19 protein-coding genes and 1 tRNA gene are annotated in these 16,462 nt (G+C 71.5%); 7 read left to right on the plus strand and 13 right to left on the minus strand.

Features of this window, described 5'->3' with window-relative positions; all coding sequences use genetic code 11:
- Positions 1 to 175 precede the first annotated feature (175 nt).
- Entirely contained in the window at positions 176 to 2,170 is a 1,995-nt protein-coding gene (gene pknB / locus IE294_RS20130) for a Stk1 family PASTA domain-containing Ser/Thr kinase (protein ID WP_189888061.1), read from the plus strand.
- Positions 2,171 to 2,230: 60 nt separating this feature from the next.
- Here pknB and IE294_RS20135 read toward each other — a convergent pair whose 3' ends face one another.
- From IE294_RS20135 to IE294_RS20160, 6 genes are all read right to left on the minus strand, one after another.
- On the minus strand, positions 2,231 to 2,980 hold the full coding sequence (locus tag IE294_RS20135) for a class E sortase (protein WP_189888064.1): 750 nt from the start codon (positions 2,978 to 2,980) through the stop codon (positions 2,231 to 2,233).
- 28 nt (positions 2,981 to 3,008) lie between these two features.
- Positions 3,009 to 4,160: a class E sortase gene (locus tag IE294_RS20140; protein WP_189888066.1), complete on the minus strand. Its 1,152-nt coding sequence runs from the start codon at positions 4,158 to 4,160 to the stop codon at positions 3,009 to 3,011.
- Positions 4,157 to 4,795: an aminodeoxychorismate/anthranilate synthase component II gene (locus IE294_RS20145; RefSeq protein WP_189888069.1), complete on the minus strand. Its 639-nt coding sequence runs from the start codon at positions 4,793 to 4,795 to the stop codon at positions 4,157 to 4,159. Before IE294_RS20145 ends, IE294_RS20140 begins: the two co-directional genes overlap by 4 nt.
- The gene (locus tag IE294_RS20150; protein WP_014673796.1) at positions 4,792 to 4,953 is read right to left on the minus strand and encodes a hypothetical protein; all 162 of its coding nucleotides are present in this window, start codon (positions 4,951 to 4,953) and stop codon (positions 4,792 to 4,794) included. The genes IE294_RS20145 and IE294_RS20150 overlap by 4 nt, the downstream gene beginning before the upstream one ends.
- 63 nt (positions 4,954 to 5,016) lie before the next feature.
- On the minus strand, positions 5,017 to 5,682 hold the full coding sequence (locus IE294_RS20155) for a class E sortase (RefSeq protein WP_189888072.1): 666 nt from the start codon (positions 5,680 to 5,682) through the stop codon (positions 5,017 to 5,019).
- A gap of 21 nt (positions 5,683 to 5,703) precedes the next feature.
- On the minus strand, positions 5,704 to 6,492 hold the full coding sequence (locus IE294_RS20160; protein WP_189888075.1) for a DUF881 domain-containing protein: 789 nt from the start codon (positions 6,490 to 6,492) through the stop codon (positions 5,704 to 5,706).
- Between the two features lie 152 nt (positions 6,493 to 6,644).
- Here IE294_RS20160 and crgA point away from each other — a divergent pair, with 152 nt between their 5' ends.
- Complete coding sequence (crgA, locus tag IE294_RS20165; protein WP_189888078.1) at positions 6,645 to 6,899, plus strand: cell division protein CrgA; 255 nt, start codon at positions 6,645 to 6,647, stop codon at positions 6,897 to 6,899.
- Positions 6,900 to 7,147: 248 nt separating this feature from the next.
- Here the strand turns inward: crgA and IE294_RS20170 are convergent, their stop codons facing one another.
- Positions 7,148 to 8,035, minus strand: coding sequence for a rhomboid family intramembrane serine protease (locus tag IE294_RS20170; RefSeq protein WP_189888081.1), 888 nt, complete (start codon positions 8,033 to 8,035; stop codon positions 7,148 to 7,150).
- An 85-nt stretch (positions 8,036 to 8,120) separates the two neighbouring features.
- The gene (locus IE294_RS20175; RefSeq protein WP_189888083.1) at positions 8,121 to 8,651 is read right to left on the minus strand and encodes a peptidylprolyl isomerase; all 531 of its coding nucleotides are present in this window, start codon (positions 8,649 to 8,651) and stop codon (positions 8,121 to 8,123) included.
- Between the two features lie 278 nt (positions 8,652 to 8,929).
- Here IE294_RS20175 and IE294_RS20180 point away from each other — a divergent pair, with 278 nt between their 5' ends.
- A complete protein-coding gene (locus IE294_RS20180) occupies positions 8,930 to 9,631 on the plus strand; it encodes a DUF5324 family protein (protein ID WP_189888085.1) in 702 nt (233 codons plus the stop codon).
- Between the two features lie 132 nt (positions 9,632 to 9,763).
- Here IE294_RS20180 and IE294_RS20185 read toward each other — a convergent pair.
- Positions 9,764 to 9,836, minus strand: a tRNA-Ala gene (locus IE294_RS20185).
- A 182-nt stretch (positions 9,837 to 10,018) separates the two neighbouring features.
- Here IE294_RS20185 and IE294_RS20190 point away from each other — a divergent pair.
- Both IE294_RS20190 and IE294_RS20195 read left to right on the plus strand, forming a co-directional pair.
- Positions 10,019 to 10,567 carry a helix-turn-helix domain-containing protein gene (locus IE294_RS20190; RefSeq protein WP_189888088.1) on the plus strand — a complete coding sequence of 183 codons (549 nt, stop codon included), beginning with the start codon at positions 10,019 to 10,021 and terminating at the stop codon, positions 10,565 to 10,567.
- Between the two features lie 107 nt (positions 10,568 to 10,674).
- Complete coding sequence (locus IE294_RS20195) at positions 10,675 to 12,045, plus strand: serine/threonine-protein kinase (protein ID WP_189888090.1); 1,371 nt, start codon at positions 10,675 to 10,677, stop codon at positions 12,043 to 12,045.
- On the opposite strand, the gene IE294_RS20200 is transcribed toward IE294_RS20195, so the two are convergent.
- Positions 12,009 to 13,400, minus strand: a complete 1,392-nt coding sequence (locus IE294_RS20200; protein WP_229917236.1) for a hypothetical protein — start codon at positions 13,398 to 13,400, stop codon at positions 12,009 to 12,011. The genes IE294_RS20195 and IE294_RS20200 overlap by 37 nt on opposite strands.
- Positions 13,401 to 13,688: 288 nt before the next feature.
- Positions 13,689 to 13,817: a DLW-39 family protein gene (locus tag IE294_RS47675; protein WP_003999697.1), complete on the minus strand. Its 129-nt coding sequence runs from the start codon at positions 13,815 to 13,817 to the stop codon at positions 13,689 to 13,691.
- Positions 13,818 to 14,072: 255 nt separating this feature from the next.
- On the opposite strand from IE294_RS47675, the gene IE294_RS20210 reads away from it, so the two are divergent.
- Both IE294_RS20210 and IE294_RS20215 read left to right on the plus strand, forming a co-directional pair.
- Complete coding sequence (locus tag IE294_RS20210; protein ID WP_189888093.1) at positions 14,073 to 14,465, plus strand: DUF6344 domain-containing protein; 393 nt, start codon at positions 14,073 to 14,075, stop codon at positions 14,463 to 14,465.
- 159 nt (positions 14,466 to 14,624) lie between these two features.
- Positions 14,625 to 15,407, plus strand: a complete 783-nt coding sequence (locus IE294_RS20215) for a glycosyltransferase family 2 protein (RefSeq protein WP_229917237.1) — start codon at positions 14,625 to 14,627, stop codon at positions 15,405 to 15,407.
- A 25-nt stretch (positions 15,408 to 15,432) separates the two neighbouring features.
- On the opposite strand, the gene IE294_RS20220 is transcribed toward IE294_RS20215, so the two are convergent.
- Positions 15,433 to 15,633: a ferredoxin gene (locus IE294_RS20220; protein WP_189888095.1), complete on the minus strand. Its 201-nt coding sequence runs from the start codon at positions 15,631 to 15,633 to the stop codon at positions 15,433 to 15,435.
- A 97-nt stretch (positions 15,634 to 15,730) separates the two neighbouring features.
- Complete coding sequence (locus IE294_RS20225) at positions 15,731 to 16,147, minus strand: hypothetical protein (RefSeq protein ID WP_189888288.1); 417 nt, start codon at positions 16,145 to 16,147, stop codon at positions 15,731 to 15,733.
- Between the last annotated feature and the right edge of the window lie 315 nt (positions 16,148 to 16,462).

Raw genomic sequence — 16,462 nt, forward strand, 5'->3', positions numbered from 1 at the left:
TGACGCCGCTCACACACCCTTCACATCGCCGCACGTTGCGATACCGGTCCTGTATCGGGTTACGGGCTTGGCCAGGTCACACACAGCGAGCCGGGTACGGTAGGCCCGGACGGCAGCCTCCGGCCGCGCACAGGGGTGCGCGGCCGAGACCGACGGAGAGGGCTGGTAGGTAGCTATGGAAGAGCCGCGTCGCCTCGGCGGCCGGTACGAGCTGGGCCAGGTGCTCGGCCGCGGTGGCATGGCGGAGGTCTACCTCGCGCATGACACCCGGCTCGGCCGCACCGTGGCGGTGAAGACGCTGCGCGCGGACCTCGCGCGCGATCCGTCCTTCCAGGCCCGGTTCCGCCGGGAGGCCCAGTCGGCCGCCTCGCTCAACCATCCCGCGATCGTCGCGGTCTACGACACGGGCGAGGACTACATCGACGGGGTCTCCATCCCGTACATCGTGATGGAGTACGTCGACGGTTCCACGCTCCGCGAGCTGCTGCACTCCGGCCGCAAGCTGCTGCCCGAGCGCGCCATGGAGATGACCATCGGCATCCTCCAGGGCCTGGAGTACGCGCACCGCAGCGGCATCGTCCACCGGGACATCAAGCCGGCCAACGTCATGCTGACCCGCAACGGCCAGGTCAAGGTGATGGACTTCGGCATCGCCCGCGCCATGGGCGACGCCGGCATGACCATGACCCAGACCGCGGCGGTCATCGGCACCGCCCAGTACCTCTCGCCGGAGCAGGCGAAGGGCGAGCAGGTCGACGCCCGGTCGGACCTCTACTCGACCGGCTGCCTCCTGTACGAACTGCTGACGGTACGGCCGCCCTTCGTGGGCGACTCCCCGGTGGCCGTGGCCTACCAGCACGTCCGGGAGGAACCGCAGCCCCCGTCGGTCTTCGACCCCGAGATCACGCCCGAGATGGACGCGATCGTCCTCAAGGCGCTGGTCAAGGACCCCAACTACCGCTACCAGTCGGCCGACGAGATGCGCGCCGACATCGAGGCGTGCCTGGACGGCCAGCCGGTCGCCGCCACCGCCGCGATGGGCGCCGTCGGCTACGGCGGCTACCCCGACGACCAGGCGACGACCGCCATGCGCTCGGAGCCGGGCGCGGCGGCGACCACCATGCTGCCGCCGATGAACCCCGACGACGGCGGCTACGGCTACGACGATCGCCCGGACCGCCGCCGCCAGCAGAAGAAGTCCAACAGCTCCACGATCCTGCTGGTGGTCGCGGGCCTGCTGGTCCTGGTCGGCGCGATCCTGATCGGCATGTACGCGGTCGGCGGTAACGGCGGGGGCGACGGCAAGGTGCCCGTGCCGTCGTTCGTGGGCCAGCCGGAGAAGACGGCCCGCAAGATGGCCGCGAACGTCGACCTCAAGGTGTCGGTCACCAAGAAGGCCTGCGAGGACCAGGCCACGGGCAACGTGTGCTCACAGGACCCGCAGCCGGACGAGAAGGTCGACAAGAACAGCACGGTCAACCTGGTGATCTCCACGGGCGCGCCCAAGGTCCCCGTGCCGGACGTGCGCGGCATCCAGTTCGACCAGGCCGAGGCCCAGCTCAAGGAGAAGGGCTTCGAGGTCGAGAAGAAGACCCAGGTGTCGACCCAGACGCCCGACGTCGTCATCAGCCAGGACCCGGAGGGCGGCTCCAGCAAGGAGAAGGGCACCACGATCACCCTCACGGTCGCCAAGCCCGAGGAGAAGGTGACCGTCCCCGACGTCACCGGCAAGTCCTGCGACGAGGCGAAGGCCGAACTCCAGGCCAAGGGCCTCGCGCCGAACTCCAGCTGCACCGAGACCCCGGTGACGGACCCGGCTCAGGACGGCAAGGTCCAGAACACCAACCCGTCGGCGGGCCAGCAGGTCTCCAAGAACACGCCCATCGCGATCAACGTGGGCAAGGCGCAGCAACCGCAGCAGAAGCCGGTGCCGAACGTCACGGGCCAGACCCTGAAGCAGGCCCAGCAGATCCTGCAACAGCAGGGCTTCACGAACATCCAGGTCAGCGGCTCGAACGACGACAAGGCACGGGTCATCCAGCAGACCCCGCCGCAGGGCACCCAGGCGGACCCGGCCAGCACGCAGATCGTTCTGACCACCGTGGACTTCACCGGCGGCAACAACGGCGGCGACAACGGTGGCGGCGGCTTCTTCGGCGGCGGCGGCTGACAGGCCCCGCACACACGTGGGCCCCTGCCGGGACATCCCGGCAGGGGCCCACCCGCATGCTCAGCGCAGTTCCCTCGGCACAGTGCGCTCGGCGTCCACCTTCTCCACCCGGACCAGCTCCCCCCACACCACGTACCGGTAGCGGGAGGTGTAGACGGGGGTGCAGGTCGTCAGGGTGATGTAGTGGCCCGGCTTCTTCCTGCCGGACTCCTCGGGGACGGCGGAGAGCGCCTTGACGTTGTACTTCGAGGTCTCGGGGAGGACCGAGTAGACCTTGTAGACGTACCAGTCGTCCCGCGTCTCGAAGACGATCGGGTCGCCCTTCCTCAGCTTGTCGATGTTGTGGAACTTCGCGCCGTGCCCGTCCCGGTGGGCGGCGAGGGCGAAGTTGCCGGCCTTGCCCGTGGTGGGCAGCGTGGCCTTGACGGGGTCCGTGTAGTAGCCGGCCACACCGTCGTTGAGGACGTCCGTTCCGGTGCCCTTCTCGACCAGCACCTCGCCGTTGTGCATCGCGGGCACGTGCAGGAACCCGATGCCGTCCTTGGTGTCGAGCGCGCCGGGACCGGACTCCTGCGGCTCGGCCCAGTGCTCGCGCACCTTGTCGGCCTGCCGGTCCGCCTTGCGGTCGGCTATCACGTTCGTCCACCACAGCGAGTAGACGACGAACAGGCCGAGCAGCACGCCAGCCGTGATGAGGAGTTCCCCGAAGACGCTGACCGCCAGCGCGATCCGGCCGGGGCGCCGGCGGGGAGCCGGTTCCGGTTCGGACGCGTCCGTGGTCTCTTCGGTCTCGTCGGCGGTCGCTGCCACTGTGTCCTCTGCCCTTGGTCGGTGAGCCCTACTCGATGAGCGCGTCCGGCTTGCCCTTGCTGCGCGGGCGTTCCTGGACCATCTTGCCCCAGACGATCAACCGGTACTTGCTGGTGAATTCCGGCGTGCAGGTGGTGAGGGTGATGTACCGGCCGGGCCCGGTGAACCCGGAGCCCGGCGGGACCGGGTTCAGCACGCTGGTGTTGGACGGCGGGGTCACCGGGAGCATCGAGGTCACCTTGTACACGAAGTAGGTGTCCTGCGTCTCGACCACGACCGCGTCCCCGGCCTTGAGCCTGTTGATGTACCGGAACGGCTCGCCGTGCGTGTTGCGGTGCGCGGCGAGGCCGAAGTTGCCGGTCCTGGCGTCGGGCATCGCCGTCTTCAGCGGGGCCTCGCCGTAGTGCCCGACCATGCCCTTGTCGAGCACCCTCTTGTTGCTGACGCCCTCCGCGATGGGCGCGACCACGTCCAGCTTCGGGATGTGCAGGATGGCGAAGCCCTGCCCCGGCTCGAAGACGCCCGGATTGCGCTTGCCGTTGGCCCAGTCGTCCTGGAGCTGGTGCGTCTCGCTGCCGGCCTGCGCGTGCGCGCGGACGTTGGTCCACCACAGCTGGTAGGTGACGAACAGCAGCATCAGGACGCCGGTGGTGATGAACACCTCGCCGATCGCCCGGCTCGCGACGGTCGCCGGGCTCGGCTTGCGCAGCCGGGCCTGCCGCCGGGCCTCCACCCGGCTCAGGGGCCGCTGCGGGTCCCGGTCCGCGGGCGGGGCCGCCGGCTCGCGGGCGTCCCTGACCCCGCCGTGCCGCCCGCCACGCCGCTTGGCGGCCCTTCTCCGGGCCGCACGGCCGCCGGGTGCGACCGGGGTGACCGAAGCGGCCGAGGAGGCTCCAGCGGCCCCTGTGCCCGCCCGTGCGGCCTCGCTCTGCGCGCCGTACCCCGTCGGCCGCGGAATCCGCAGCGCCATCGTCTCCTCGTCGGCGCGAGGCAGGGCCGCAGCCGCCGTGAGGTCCTCGCCGGGAGGCGGCGGCGCCGTGAGGCCCTCCTCGGTCAGCCGGGGCATCGGAGCCGTCGGCGGATCCTGCCGCCGCCCGCCGTACGGCCGCGCACCGCCGGAGGACTCGTACGGTCTCTCGCCGTCGTACAAGTCCTCGCGCTCGGGGCGCAGCGCGGTCACGCCGTGGCCCTGCCCACCACCGGGGCGAGCCCCGCCGACCTCGCCACGGCACCGTCGTCGCCGCACTCCGCCAGCCAGTTGGCCAGCATCCGGTGCCCGTGCTCGGTCAGCACCGACTCGGGGTGGAACTGCACGCCCTCCACCGGAAGGTCGCGGTGGCGCAGGCCCATGATGATGCCGTCGTGCGTGCGGGCGGTCACCTCCAGCTCGGCCGGGACCGTGGCCGGCTCGGCGGCCAGCGAGTGGTAGCGGGTCGCCGTGAAGGGCGAGGGCAGGCCCGCGAAGACGCCCTTGCCCTCGTGCTCGACCGGCGAGGTCTTGCCGTGCAGCAGCTCGGGCGCCCGGTCGACCACACCGCCGTACGCCACCTGCATCGACTGCATGCCGAGGCACACGCCGAAGACCGGCACCCCGGTGGCCGCGCAGTGCCGGACCATGTCCACGCACACGCCCGCCTCCTGCGGGGTCCCCGGTCCGGGCGACAGGAGCACGCCGTCGAAGCCGTCCTGGGCGTGCGAGGTCGACACCTCGTCGTTGCGCAGGACCTCACACTCCGCGCCCAGCTGGTACAGGTACTGGACGAGGTTGAAGACGAAGCTGTCGTAGTTGTCGACGACGAGAATCCGCGCACTCACTGGTTGTCCACCGTCACATCGTTGAAGGGCAGCAGCGGTTCGGCCCACGGGAAGACGTACTGGAACAGGATGTAGACCACGGCCAGGACCAGGACGAGGGAGATGAGGGCCTTCACCCACGCGTTGCCCGGCAGATGCCGCCAGATCCAGCCGTACATGCCGTCCCTTGCCGTCCCTTCCGTATCCCCTACGGCACCAGACCCACGCCGTACGTCACCAGACTAACGGCGCAGCGCCCTCGGTTCGCCTGCCTCCACAGGCTGTGTGGAATCCAGGTGCGCCCAGACGATCAGCCGGTGGCTGTGCCCCCATTCCGGATCGCACGTGGTCAGCGTCAGATACCGGCCCGGACGCGTGTACCCGGACTTACGGGGAACAGGGTCGATCACCTCGACGTCGGTCGGCACTGTTTTGTACGGGCCTTTGTCGATCCGATACGTGAACCAGGTGGTCCCGTCCGTGAGCACCACCGCGTCACCCGGCCTGAGCTCGGGAAAGTCCTTGAACGGGTCGCCGTACGTCCGCCGGTGCCCCGCCACCGCGAAGTTCCCCTTCCGGCCGAGCCGCGCGGTGCGCGCGTAGTGCCCGAGACCCTTCTTCAGGGTGCCGGTGCCCGTACCCTCCAGCACCGGCTTGTTCCACGTGGAACCGAGCCGCGGGATGTACATGATCGCGAAGGGCGCACCGGGTTCATATGTTCGAGGTGTCGCCACGGGCTCCGGCTGGACGCTCCCCCGGGACCACCGCTGCTGCAACCGGTCGATCTGGTCGCCCATCACCCGATCGGCCTGCACACCCGTCCAGAACATCACATACACGACGAAGAGCACGATCAGGGTGCCGACGGTGATGCAGAGTTCGCTGACGGTCCTGACGATCACGCGCACCGGCGGCTCCCGGACGGACGTCTATCCCACTGGCTTCGCGTAGTGCAGATCCACTGTGCCGGAGTAGCCGGGAAGAGTCACCGTCCCGTCGTCGGTGACTTTCCAGCCGAGGCCGTAGACATTGACGTAGACCATGTACGTCTGGATCGCCTTGCTCGCGGCGAGCGCCTGCTTCAGCCGGTCCGGGTCCCCGACCGCGGTGATCTTGTACGGCGGTGAGTAGACGCGGCCCTGGAGGATCAGGGTGTTGCCGACACAGCGCACCGCGCTGGTGGAGATCAGCCGCTGGTCCATGACCTTGATGCCCTGGGCGCCGCCCTGCCACAGCGCGTTCACCACGGCCTGGAGGTCCTGCTGGTGGATGACCAGGTAGTCGGGCTGCGGCTCGGGATAGCCGGGGAGCTTGGCGGTGGCGTTGGGCGGGGCGTCGTTCAGGGTGACGGTGACGGCCTTGCCGGTCAGTTTCCGGGTGCCCGCGCTCTTCTCCAGCCGGCCGAGGTTCTCGTCCTCGGCCTTGGTGCTGCCGTCGTCGCTCTCGGCCAGCGACTCCACGCTGTCGCGCAGGGTCGCGTTGGACTCGTCCAGCTCCTTGTTCTTGCGGCTGCGCTGCTGGATCAGGTCGGACAGCTTCAGCAGGGAGCCGTCCTGACGGATGTCGGTGCCCTTGGCCGTGTCGAAGCTCGTGAAGAAGATGAGCCCGGCGAGCGCGAAGACGGCGGCGGTGAGGATCCGCACGGGCCGCACACGCGGTCGGCGGACGGGGCCCGAACCCGTTGATCCCGTCCCGGGGGAGTCGGCAGAATTGCTCAACGTACCCTTATCTCCTTCGGCGCCACGGAAGCACTACGCTAACGGACGCCCGGGGGAGCACACAGAGTCGTCATGTTGGCCCCTTGTACGCTGCCCCGAGCCCGACCCAGTTACCTGCGCGGCCACGCAGCGCATCGACAGGAGAGACCCTCGTGCCGAAGTCACGTATCCGCAAGAAGGCCGACTACACGCCGCCGGCGGCGAAGCAGGCGCAGGCCATCAAGCTCACCAACCGCGCATGGGTCGCGCCCGTGATGCTGGCCATGTTCCTCATCGGCCTGGCCTGGATCGTCGTGTTCTACGTGACCGACGGCTCGCTGCCGGTCGACAGCCTGGACAACTGGAACATCGTCGTCGGCTTCTGCTTCATCGCCGCCGGCTTCGGCGTCTCCACCCAGTGGAAATAGCTCTGCCCAGGGCTATCCGCCGAGTTATCCACAGGCCAGGGCTGCTGTCCACAATCCCCTGGGGAAAAGAAACTACGATCTGTGGATAACTCATCGGGCGTTGACGCCGGTGTGACCGGTCCACTGATCCCCATACATCTGTTCGCCCCCTGCCCGACCTGCGAAAACACATCCGAGCGGCAGGGGGCGCAGCTGTGTCCGCACGCCGTGCACAAGATCCGGCACAGCCTGTGGACAACGGTTCGGTATCAGGTGAGCTGAGCGGTCCTGACCAGGGCCAGCGCCACCGCCAGCACCAGGACGACGGCACAGGTGCCGTACTGCACCAGGGCCCGCTTCTCGCGCGGGGCGTGGACCATCGCGTACCCGGTCACGACCCCGGCGACGAGCCCGCCGATGTGCGCCTGCCAGGCGATGTTGCTGAACCCGAAGGTGAAGATCAGGTTGATCACCAGCAGCGCGATGACCGGGCGCATGTCGTAGTTGAGCCGGCGCATCAGCACGGCGGTCGCGCCGAAGAGCCCGAAGATCGCGCCCGAGGCACCGAGCGAGGCGGTCTGCGGGGAGGTGAGCAGATAGGTCAGCGCGCCGCCGGCCAGCCCGGAGACGAAGTAGACCGCCAGGTAGCGGGCCCGGCCGAGGGCCGCTTCGAGCGGGCCGCCGATCCACCACAGACTCAGCATGTTGAAGCCGATGTGCCAGTACTCCTGGTGCGCGAACATCGACGTCACGAAGCGGTACCACTCGCCGCCGGCGACGCCCGAGGTCGGCGCGAACGGCTTCGGGGGCCAGGCGCCGTAGAGCACCAGGTGGTCCAGGAGGGAGCTGTCGGCCTGGACGGCGATGAACACCGCGAGGTTGATCCCGATCAGGATCTTGGTGAGCAGGCGGGGGTCGGCCGTGACCGTGCCCCCGGCGACCGTGCGCGGCCGGGACGCCGCCGGCGCGTGTCCCGTGCCCGAGCCCTCGCGGACGCAGTCCGGGCACTGGAAGCCGACCGAGGCGCTGATCATGCACTCCGGGCAGATGGGCCGCTCACATCGGGTGCAGCGCACGCCGGTCTCGCGGTCCGGGTGCCGGTAGCACACCGGCACGCTCCGGGCGGCGTCCTGCGCGCTCCCTGCGGCCTGGTCCATCGGATCCCCTTGCTCGTCGTGTCCGTCCTGACGGTACCGTCCTGCTCCGCCCATCCTTACGGACGAGCGGCGCGTTTGGTTCCCCTCACTTCTCCCGCGCCCCCACCACCACCGTCTCGATGACGACGTCGGTCAGCGGGCGGTCGTTGCGCCCGGTGGGCACGTTCGCGATGGCGTCGACCACCTTCTGGGAGGCCGGGTCGGTGACCTCGCCGAAGATGGTGCGCTTGCCGTTCAGCCAGGTGCTCGGGGTGACGGTGATGAAGAACTGCGAGCCGTTGGTGCCCGGCCCGGCGTTGGCCATGGCCATCAGGTACGGGGTGTCGAAGGCCAGGTCCGGACGACACTCGTCCTCGAAGCCGTAACCGGGTCCGCCGAGGCCGTTGCCCAGGGGATCACCGCCCTGGATCATGAACCCGCTGATGACGGAGTGGAAGACCGTGCCGTCGTAGAGGGGGTTTCTGCTCCGCTCGCCGGTGCCCGGGTGTGTCCATTCGCGTTCGCCGCGGGCGAGCTCGACGAAGTTTCTGACCGTGACGGGAGCGTGGAGGGGGAAGAGCCGCACCTCGATGTCGCCGAGGGTGGTCTTCAGGGTGGCATACAGCTGCTCGGCCACGATCTGCCTTCCGTCGTCGTCGTCCGCCGCTCCACCTCCGATCCTTCCACGGTCCCGTCCGCGCGTCGCCGGGCGGCCGTGACTTCCGCGGGGCGGGCGGCGCGCGCCGGTGATTCGTGGCAGTGTCGACCACAAGCCCCCCGTTGCCCAGGATCAGGCCAAAGGGAGCGATGGGCACCCGTATGCGCGTCCGCACATGCCACAGCAGCCGCGGGCAGGCATGATCCGTAAAAGGGTGGAAAGTCGAAATACCGTACGCCACCGAGGAGGAGGAACCCGTGACCCGCATCGACAGCGTGCGCGCCGCGACCGGCTCGGCGAAGGACAGCGTGCTGCACGCCGCGGAAGTGGTGGCGCCCTACGCCGACACGGCCAAGGAGCGTGCCGCGCACTACGCGCAGGAGGCACGCGTACGGCTGGCGCCCGTGGTGTCGCAGGCCGCCGAACAGGCCCGCGTGCAGTACGACGCCCGGCTCGCCCCGCGCCTGGAGCAAGCCCGCACGCATGTGCCGCCGAAGGTGGACCTGGCCGCGCAGGAAGCCGCCGTCCGCACCCGCAAGGCCGCCCGGCAGGCCGCCGCCTATTCACGTCCCAAGATCGAGCATGCCGTGGCCGCGACCGCTCCGGTCCGCGACGAGGCAGCCGCGCGCGGTGCGGCAGCACTGGCCGCGCTGCGCGGTCAGGTCTCGGCCCGGGACATCCAGAAGCTGGCCCGGCGGAACGCCCGTCGGTCCCGGGCCGGCCGCACCCTGAAGGTGGTGGCGGTGCTGACCGCTCTGGCGGGCGGTGCCTTCGCGGCCTGGAAGTGGTGGGACAAGCAGGCCAACCCCGACTGGCTGGTCGAACCGCCCGCGGCGACGGAGGTCCCCGACGAGGGGCGCATCACGTCCGTGGACGGCAGCGAAGCCCAGGGCCTGGACCCCGAGGTCCAGGCGAAGCAGGCGGAGGAAGACGCCGTGGACCGCGACGACGAGGTCTGAGCGCCGGGCCCGCATCAGCGCACACCAGGAGACCCTTCGGCCGCGAGTGCATCGGGCCGGAGGGTCCTCCGTGCGCAAGAAAATGCCCCCTGATACTGCGTTTCCGCAGATCAGGGGGCATTTTTTTTGGGGTGGAGCCTAGGGGAGTCGAACCCCTGACATCCGCCATGCAAAGACGGCGCTCTACCAACTGAGCTAAGGCCCCGGGAAGGAGCGACCGACCGGAGGGATCACGTTCCGGCGGGCGCCGCAGACCAGAGTACCGGGTCACCCCCCGTATCCCGCAAAAAGATTGGGGGTCCCCGTGGATGACCACTCTCCGTAAGATGCTCGACGTGGTTCGCTACAGCGAACCGCGGTTTTCAGGGGAAGCGATGGGGAGACGCAATGGACGCCGCACAGCAGGAAGCCACCGCCAGAGCGCGGGAGCTACAGCGGAACTGGTACGGGGAGCCGTTGGGGGCGCTCTTCCGCAAGCTCATCGACGATCTCGGGCTGAACCAGGCCCGGCTCGCGGCGGTTCTGGGCCTGTCCGCGCCGATGCTCTCGCAGCTGATGAGCGGCCAGCGCGCGAAGATCGGCAATCCGGCGGTGGTCCAGCGGGTGCAGCTGTTGCAGGAACTGGCGTCCCAGGTCGCGGACGGCAGCGTCAGCGCCGCCGAGGCGACCGAGCGGATGGACGAGATCAAGAGGTCGCAGGGGGGCTCCGTGCTCAGCAACACCACGCACACGACGAACAGTTCGGGTGCGCCCACGGTCAAGCGGGTGGTGCGCGAGATCCAGTCGCTGCTCCGCTCGGTGGCCGCCGCGGGTGACATCATCGACGCCGCGGACACCCTCGCCCCGAGCCATCCCGAACTCGCGGAGTTCCTCCGCGTCTACGGCGCCGGCCGCACCTCCGACGCCGTCGCGCACTACCAGTCCCACCAGAGCTGACCGCGCGGCCGGTTCGGGGCCGGGGGGTCCCGGCCGGGCGGGCACGGGGTACGCGGGGCAGGGGCGCGGGGGCGCTTCGTCGGAGCAGGGGAGGAGCGGCGGCTGCCATGGGTGAGGTCTTCGCCGGCCGGTACGAGCTGGCCGACCCGATCGGACGTGGTGGTGTGGGCGCCGTGTGGCGTGCCTGGGACCATCGCCGCCGGCGGTACGTGGCCGCCAAGGTCCTCCAGCAGCGCGACGCCCACTCCCTGCTCCGCTTCGTCCGCGAGCAGGCGCTGCGCATCGACCACCCGCACGTCCTCGCCCCGGCGAGCTGGGCCGCCGACGACGACAAGGTGCTGTTCACCATGGACCTGGTCGCGGGCGGCTCCCTGGTCCACCTGGTCGGCGACTACGGCCCCCTCCCGCCGGTGTTCGTGTGCACGCTGCTGGACCAGTTGCTGTCCGGGCTCGCCGCCGTCCACGCCGAGGACGTCGTCCACCGGGACGTCAAGCCCGCCAACGTGCTCCTCGAAGCCACCGGCACCGGCCGGCCCCGGCTGCGGCTGTCCGACTTCGGCATCGCCATGCGGCTCGGCGAACCCCGGCTGACGGAGACCAACCTCGTGGTGGGGACGCCCGGTTACCTCGCCCCCGAGCAGATGCTGGGTGCCGAACCCGACTTCCCGGCCGACCTGTTCGCCGTCGGCCTGGTCGCCCTGTACCTCCTCGAAGGCGCCAAGCCCGATGCCAAGGCGCTGGTGCAGTACTTCCTGGAGCACGGGACGCCCGGTCCGCCCCAGGGCATTCCGGAACCGCTGTGGCAGGTCGTCGCCACACTGCTCCAGCCCGATCCCGCGGACCGGTTCCGCACCGCCACGGGGGCGCGCAAGGCGCTCGCCGCCGCCGCCGAACTCCTGCCGGAGCCGGGCCCCGACGACGAACTCGTCGAGATCTTCGACCAACTCGGCCCGCTCCCGCCCGGGTTCGGCCCCGACGGCCCCCTCCAGCGGGCTTCCGGTGTGGCGTCGGACCTGGTTGCGGGCGGGACGGACGCGTCCGGTGCGGCGGCTGATCCCGTGGGGAGCAGGGGTGTTGGGCGTGTCGACGGCGGGCCGGCCGACCCCGGTGCGGGCTCGGCGGTGGAGGAGCGTTCGACGCCCGCCTATACCGGTTCCCTCTCGGACACGGGGAGCTTCCGCCTGCCACCGCCCCCACAGGTCCCGGTCCACCCGCTCCCGCCCCGGGCCCCCGTGCCGGCCCCGGCTCCGGCTCCGGCTCCGGACCCCCGGATCGATACCGCCACCGCCGCGTACACCACCCGCGACCCACAGGTTCCGCCGCCCTCACCCGCCCCCCGGACCCCCGCCCGCGCCCGCGGGCGTCGGGCGCGGCGTGCGGCCCCACGGCCCGGTCCCCCCGCCAGGGCCGCGATCCCGCTCCTGCTGCTGGCGCTCGCCTGCTACGCCGTGGGTTTCTGGGCGTTGACCCGGGTGTGAGCCCGCCGGGCCGCCACTGTCCACCCGCCCAGGACCAGCAGCAGCGCGGTGCCCGTGCCGATCCCGCCGACGGCGACCAGCCGCATCACCCGGCCGCCGGTCCCGCCCCCGGTGTTCCCGGTCAGCGCGGCGTCCCGGTCCTCGTCGGTGACCGTGAAGACGTCGTCCGGCACGGGCCGGCCGGCGTACGCGGGTCCTGCCTGCCCCTGTCCGCGCACCCGGACCCGCAGGGTCACGTCGAACGGACCCGGCCCGAAGGTGTCGGCCAGCCGCGCGCTGAGGTGCAGGACCAGGTAGTACTCGCCGGCGAAGCGGACGGAGGTCACCCCGGCGGGGACGGCGTACCGGTTGGTGTACTCCACCGGCGGGAGCGGTGCGAGGGCGGCGGACTTGGGGGTGCCGGTGTAGCCGAGGGAGGCGTCGTCGACGTGGTCGCGGACGGGGTTGTAGAGGGAGAGGTTCAGGGCGCCGCCGACGTAGCCGTGGCCCGGGGCGCCGTCCAGGCCGGCGGAGGCGTGCAGTTGCCGGCCCCAGTCCAGCGGCACTGCGTAGAACCGGGTCTCGCCGGGGGTGAGACGGGTGCGCCAGATCCCTTGGCCCACCGGGCGCGCCGTGGCGAATCCGGTGCCGCCGGAGCGGTCCCGGGGGGTGCCGGTGAGGGGTTCCGGTGTGGCGGAGTCCCAGGTCCGCGGCGCGGTGGTGGGCCCGGCCTCGGCGAGGCCGGGTTCCGTGGCGGGCGCGATCTCCAGGTCCCACGGCTCGGACGTCGCCGCCGCGCCGGAGCCCTCGGCGTCGAGGCGTTCGACGAGCAGGTAGTACGTCCCCGCGCCCTGGCACAGCGCCTTGCCGGCCTCGCGCTGGGCCAGGGCCGTGACCGGGCGCGGGCTGAGCCCGGCGCCGATGCGGGCGGAGGCGTAGAAGCAGGAGCCGCCGTTGGCGTCCCGGAGCGAGACGCGGATGCCGTCGGTGGCGGAGACCGTGGCGTCCGCCGGTGGTACGGCGGTGACGGGGACGTACGCCGTGTCCGCGGCGCTCAGGCGCAGGCGGTAGTAGAGCCTGCCGTTGCGGGGCAGGGAGCTGCGGTAGGTGTGGCGGGGGTCGAGCAGGGCGGCGTCCGTGGTGCCCTTCGTGCCCACGACGGTCCGGGCGCCGGGGGTGAAGGTGTACGACCCCGGGCGCGCGTCGGCGGCGGTCCCGGCACCGGCCGGCAGAGCGGGGGCGGGGGTCGGCGGAGCGAGGGCCGCGGAGAGTCCCAGCAGCAGGCCGATCACGGCACCCCGGGCGAGGACGGCCCGCCGCCGCGCCCCCACCCGCGCCCGTACCCGCGCCGGCCACCCGGCTGACCCGGCCCCCACCGCCGTACCACCCCCTCGGCCCCGCACGCGCCACACCCCCAGTCGTCGGACGGCCGCACCGGACCGGCGGACCGCAGGCCCATCCTGCCCCGGCCGCCGCTGCGCCATCCGGGCAACGCGTACGCCCGTCCGAAACGCCCGGCACCGTCCGGCCCCGGTCGCCCCGCCCCGTCTACCGCACCCGCCGGGACCCCGCAACACGAAGCAGGGGACCGCGCGGCACGGCCGGGAAACACGAAACCCCGACCGCGCAGGCGGCCGGGGTCGGTACAGATCGGGTATCGGGACTCACGAACCCGTGGGCACGGAGTCAGTCGCCTCCGTCCACAGATCCTGCTCGGCGCGATCCGCCTGGATCTGGCGGTACACGAGGAGCCCGCCGATGGCGGCCAGTGCGACCAGGAGCAGCTTCTTCACCGCGCGACCTCGTCTTTCCTTGACGTAGGGGACCTCTGGCGCCCGACTATACACACCGACCGATATCGATCGGTGACCTGCGTCGGGGCCCGGACTGCCGCCTCGGCAGCGGCACAGGTTCCCCTCCCCCGTGCACCCGTCCGAGTGGTGTTGATCTGAACATCGACGCGCCACGGGCGTCGGTCCACCACTTCCCGGCCCACATACACATCATGAGGAAAGTACGCAAATCGCCCAACCCGAAAGTGAGGGGCCATGACCGCCCAGAACAAGGTCATGAAGCTGTGGACCGCCATCGTCACCACCTTCCTCGCGCTGTGCACGGCGCTCGGACTCGTCTCCGCCGCCACCACGACCGCCGCCGCGGCCGCACCCCGGACCGAGACCCCGAGCACCGGCACCGGCACCGCGCACCGCACCACCCCGACGATCCCGGCGATGCGCCACTGGGCCTGGTCCCATGCCAGGGCCCTGCCCCCCACGATGAAGCAGCGGATCCGGGCCGAGGCCCACGGCAAGACACCGAGCTGCCGGCACCGCGCCCTCGACACCCTCGACGGGACACAGACGGAATCGCAGCCGCGGGTACCGGAGCAGACGGAGACCAGGACCCACGACCAGCACCTCTCGGACTCCCTCGACTGCTGATCCTCCCCCACCGCAGTACCGCAACGTCTCGACCGCACGGCGACTTGCGTACGCACCAGTCGACACGAACAGACCCCCGGCCGGGTTCGGCCGGGGGTCTCGCGCGTTTCCCGGTAGGTCATCCTCGTACGGCAACGACCCGCACCCCACGGAAAGGTGGTGAGCGCTGCCGTGAACCGGCGCGTCACCGTAGTCACCGCTGTCCACGGCCCGTCCGCCCGGTTCCTGGCGGACGCGTACACGTCGCTGTGCGCACAGCGGCTGCCCGCCGGCTGGGAGTGGGAGTGGGTCGTCCAGGAGGACGGCACGACGGACGCGGTCCGCCCCCACGTCCCGGACGACGCCCGCGTGAGCTTCCGCCAGGGCCGGCCGGGCGGGCCCGGGGTCGCCCGGACGATCGCGCTGGCACGCGCCGGGGGCGCGTACGTCAAGGTGCTCGACGCCGACGACCAGCTCATGCCGGGCGCGCTCGCCCGCGACCTGGCCGTGCTGGAGGCGGACCACACCGTCGGCTGGACGACGTGTCGCGTCCTCGACCTGCTGCCCGACGGCTCCACGGCCGCCTTCCCCGGCGATCCCGACGAAGGCCCGATCGAGCGCGGTACCGTCCTCGACCGCTGGAAGCGGAACGGCTTCCTGGCCCCGGTCCACCCGGCGGGCCTGTGCGTGCGGCGGGAACTGCTCACCGCGCTGGGCGGCTGGATGGCGCTGCCGGCCTCGGAGGACACCGGCCTGCTGCTGGCGCTGGACGCGGTGAGCCGCGGCTGGTTCTCGGCGGAGCCCGGTCTGCTGTACCGCAAGTGGGAGGGCCAGGTCACGGGGCAGGCGGCCCATGTCGACCCCGCCGAGCGCGCGGCCCGCATGGCCGTCGCGGAGGCCCGGGCGCGCGCGCTCGCCGCCTTCGGCTGGACCTATCCACCGGCTCCTTCCGCCGCTCGGTGAGGTCTGCCAGGTGAGGTCCGCCGCACTACTCGGTGAGGACGATCGCCTGCGACGGGCACTTCTCGGCGGCCTCCAGGATCGCCTCCCGGACCGGCGGGTCCTCGGCCGCGTCCGCTCCGCCGGGCCGTACGACGCCGTACCCGTCCTCGAACGCGAACACGGCCGGCGCCCGGTGCGCGCACTCGGCGGAGCCGTAGCACAGGGAGCGGTCGACGGAGACCTTCATCCGTCCTCCAGTCGTGGGCGGTGACCTTCCGGCGTTCTTCAGGACGTCACTGCCCGGCCGCGCGCCTCCTGAACCGGACCACCGGGCCGGCTCGCGACTACCGCTGCCCGCCCGCCTCCGCCAGCCAGTGGGCCACCCGGCGGACCGTCGGTTCGTCGAGCCGGTCGGCCAGGGTGCGGACCGCCTCGTCGTCCTCGGGACCCAGGTCGTACAGGCCCGCCTTGCCCAGCCCGGCCATCAGCACCTGGTGCCGGCGGTCCGTCATGCGTTCCGCGAGCCGGGCCGGTTCCGGTGAGCCGGGCACGGGCCGCTGCGGTGCGGGGGCGGGGGCCTTGGCGGACGGGGTGTCGAAGAGGTGCCAGGCGCCGTCCTCGGGGCCCCAGAGCGCGACCGTCACCTCGTCCCCGCGCGCCCGCGCGGTCCGGGTCATGTCGTCGACGGCGTACAGCACGGGAGCCCGGTACGGGGACTGCGCGCCCACTGTCCAGGAGTCCCGGGCGGGCTCGTGGAACATCGCGACCCAGCGTGGTTCGCCAGGCGGTCGCGGGCACCGGGGACGCTGCATCTCCATGGCACTCACCCCTTCGGGAACGGCGGGCGAGCCGACCGTAGCCGACGTACCGTCAGATGGCCAGGTTCCCGCCCGTTCGGCACCGGTCCCTCCCCTGTGAGGACCGGTGCCGAACGGTGCGGGGCTTTCGACCCGCGCCAAGTCGGCGGGGCGGCGCGGGTCGAAGAACGGGGACGGCTTCCGGGGCTGCGCGCGGGTCGGCGCGGCGCGGTGCGAGGCGGCCGACTTTGACCGAGAACGTTCGGTGCCATGGGCTGT

This window comes from Streptomyces canarius (genome assembly GCF_014650735.1).
GTDB classification, from domain to species: domain Bacteria; phylum Actinomycetota; class Actinomycetes; order Streptomycetales; family Streptomycetaceae; genus Streptomyces; species Streptomyces olivaceoviridis.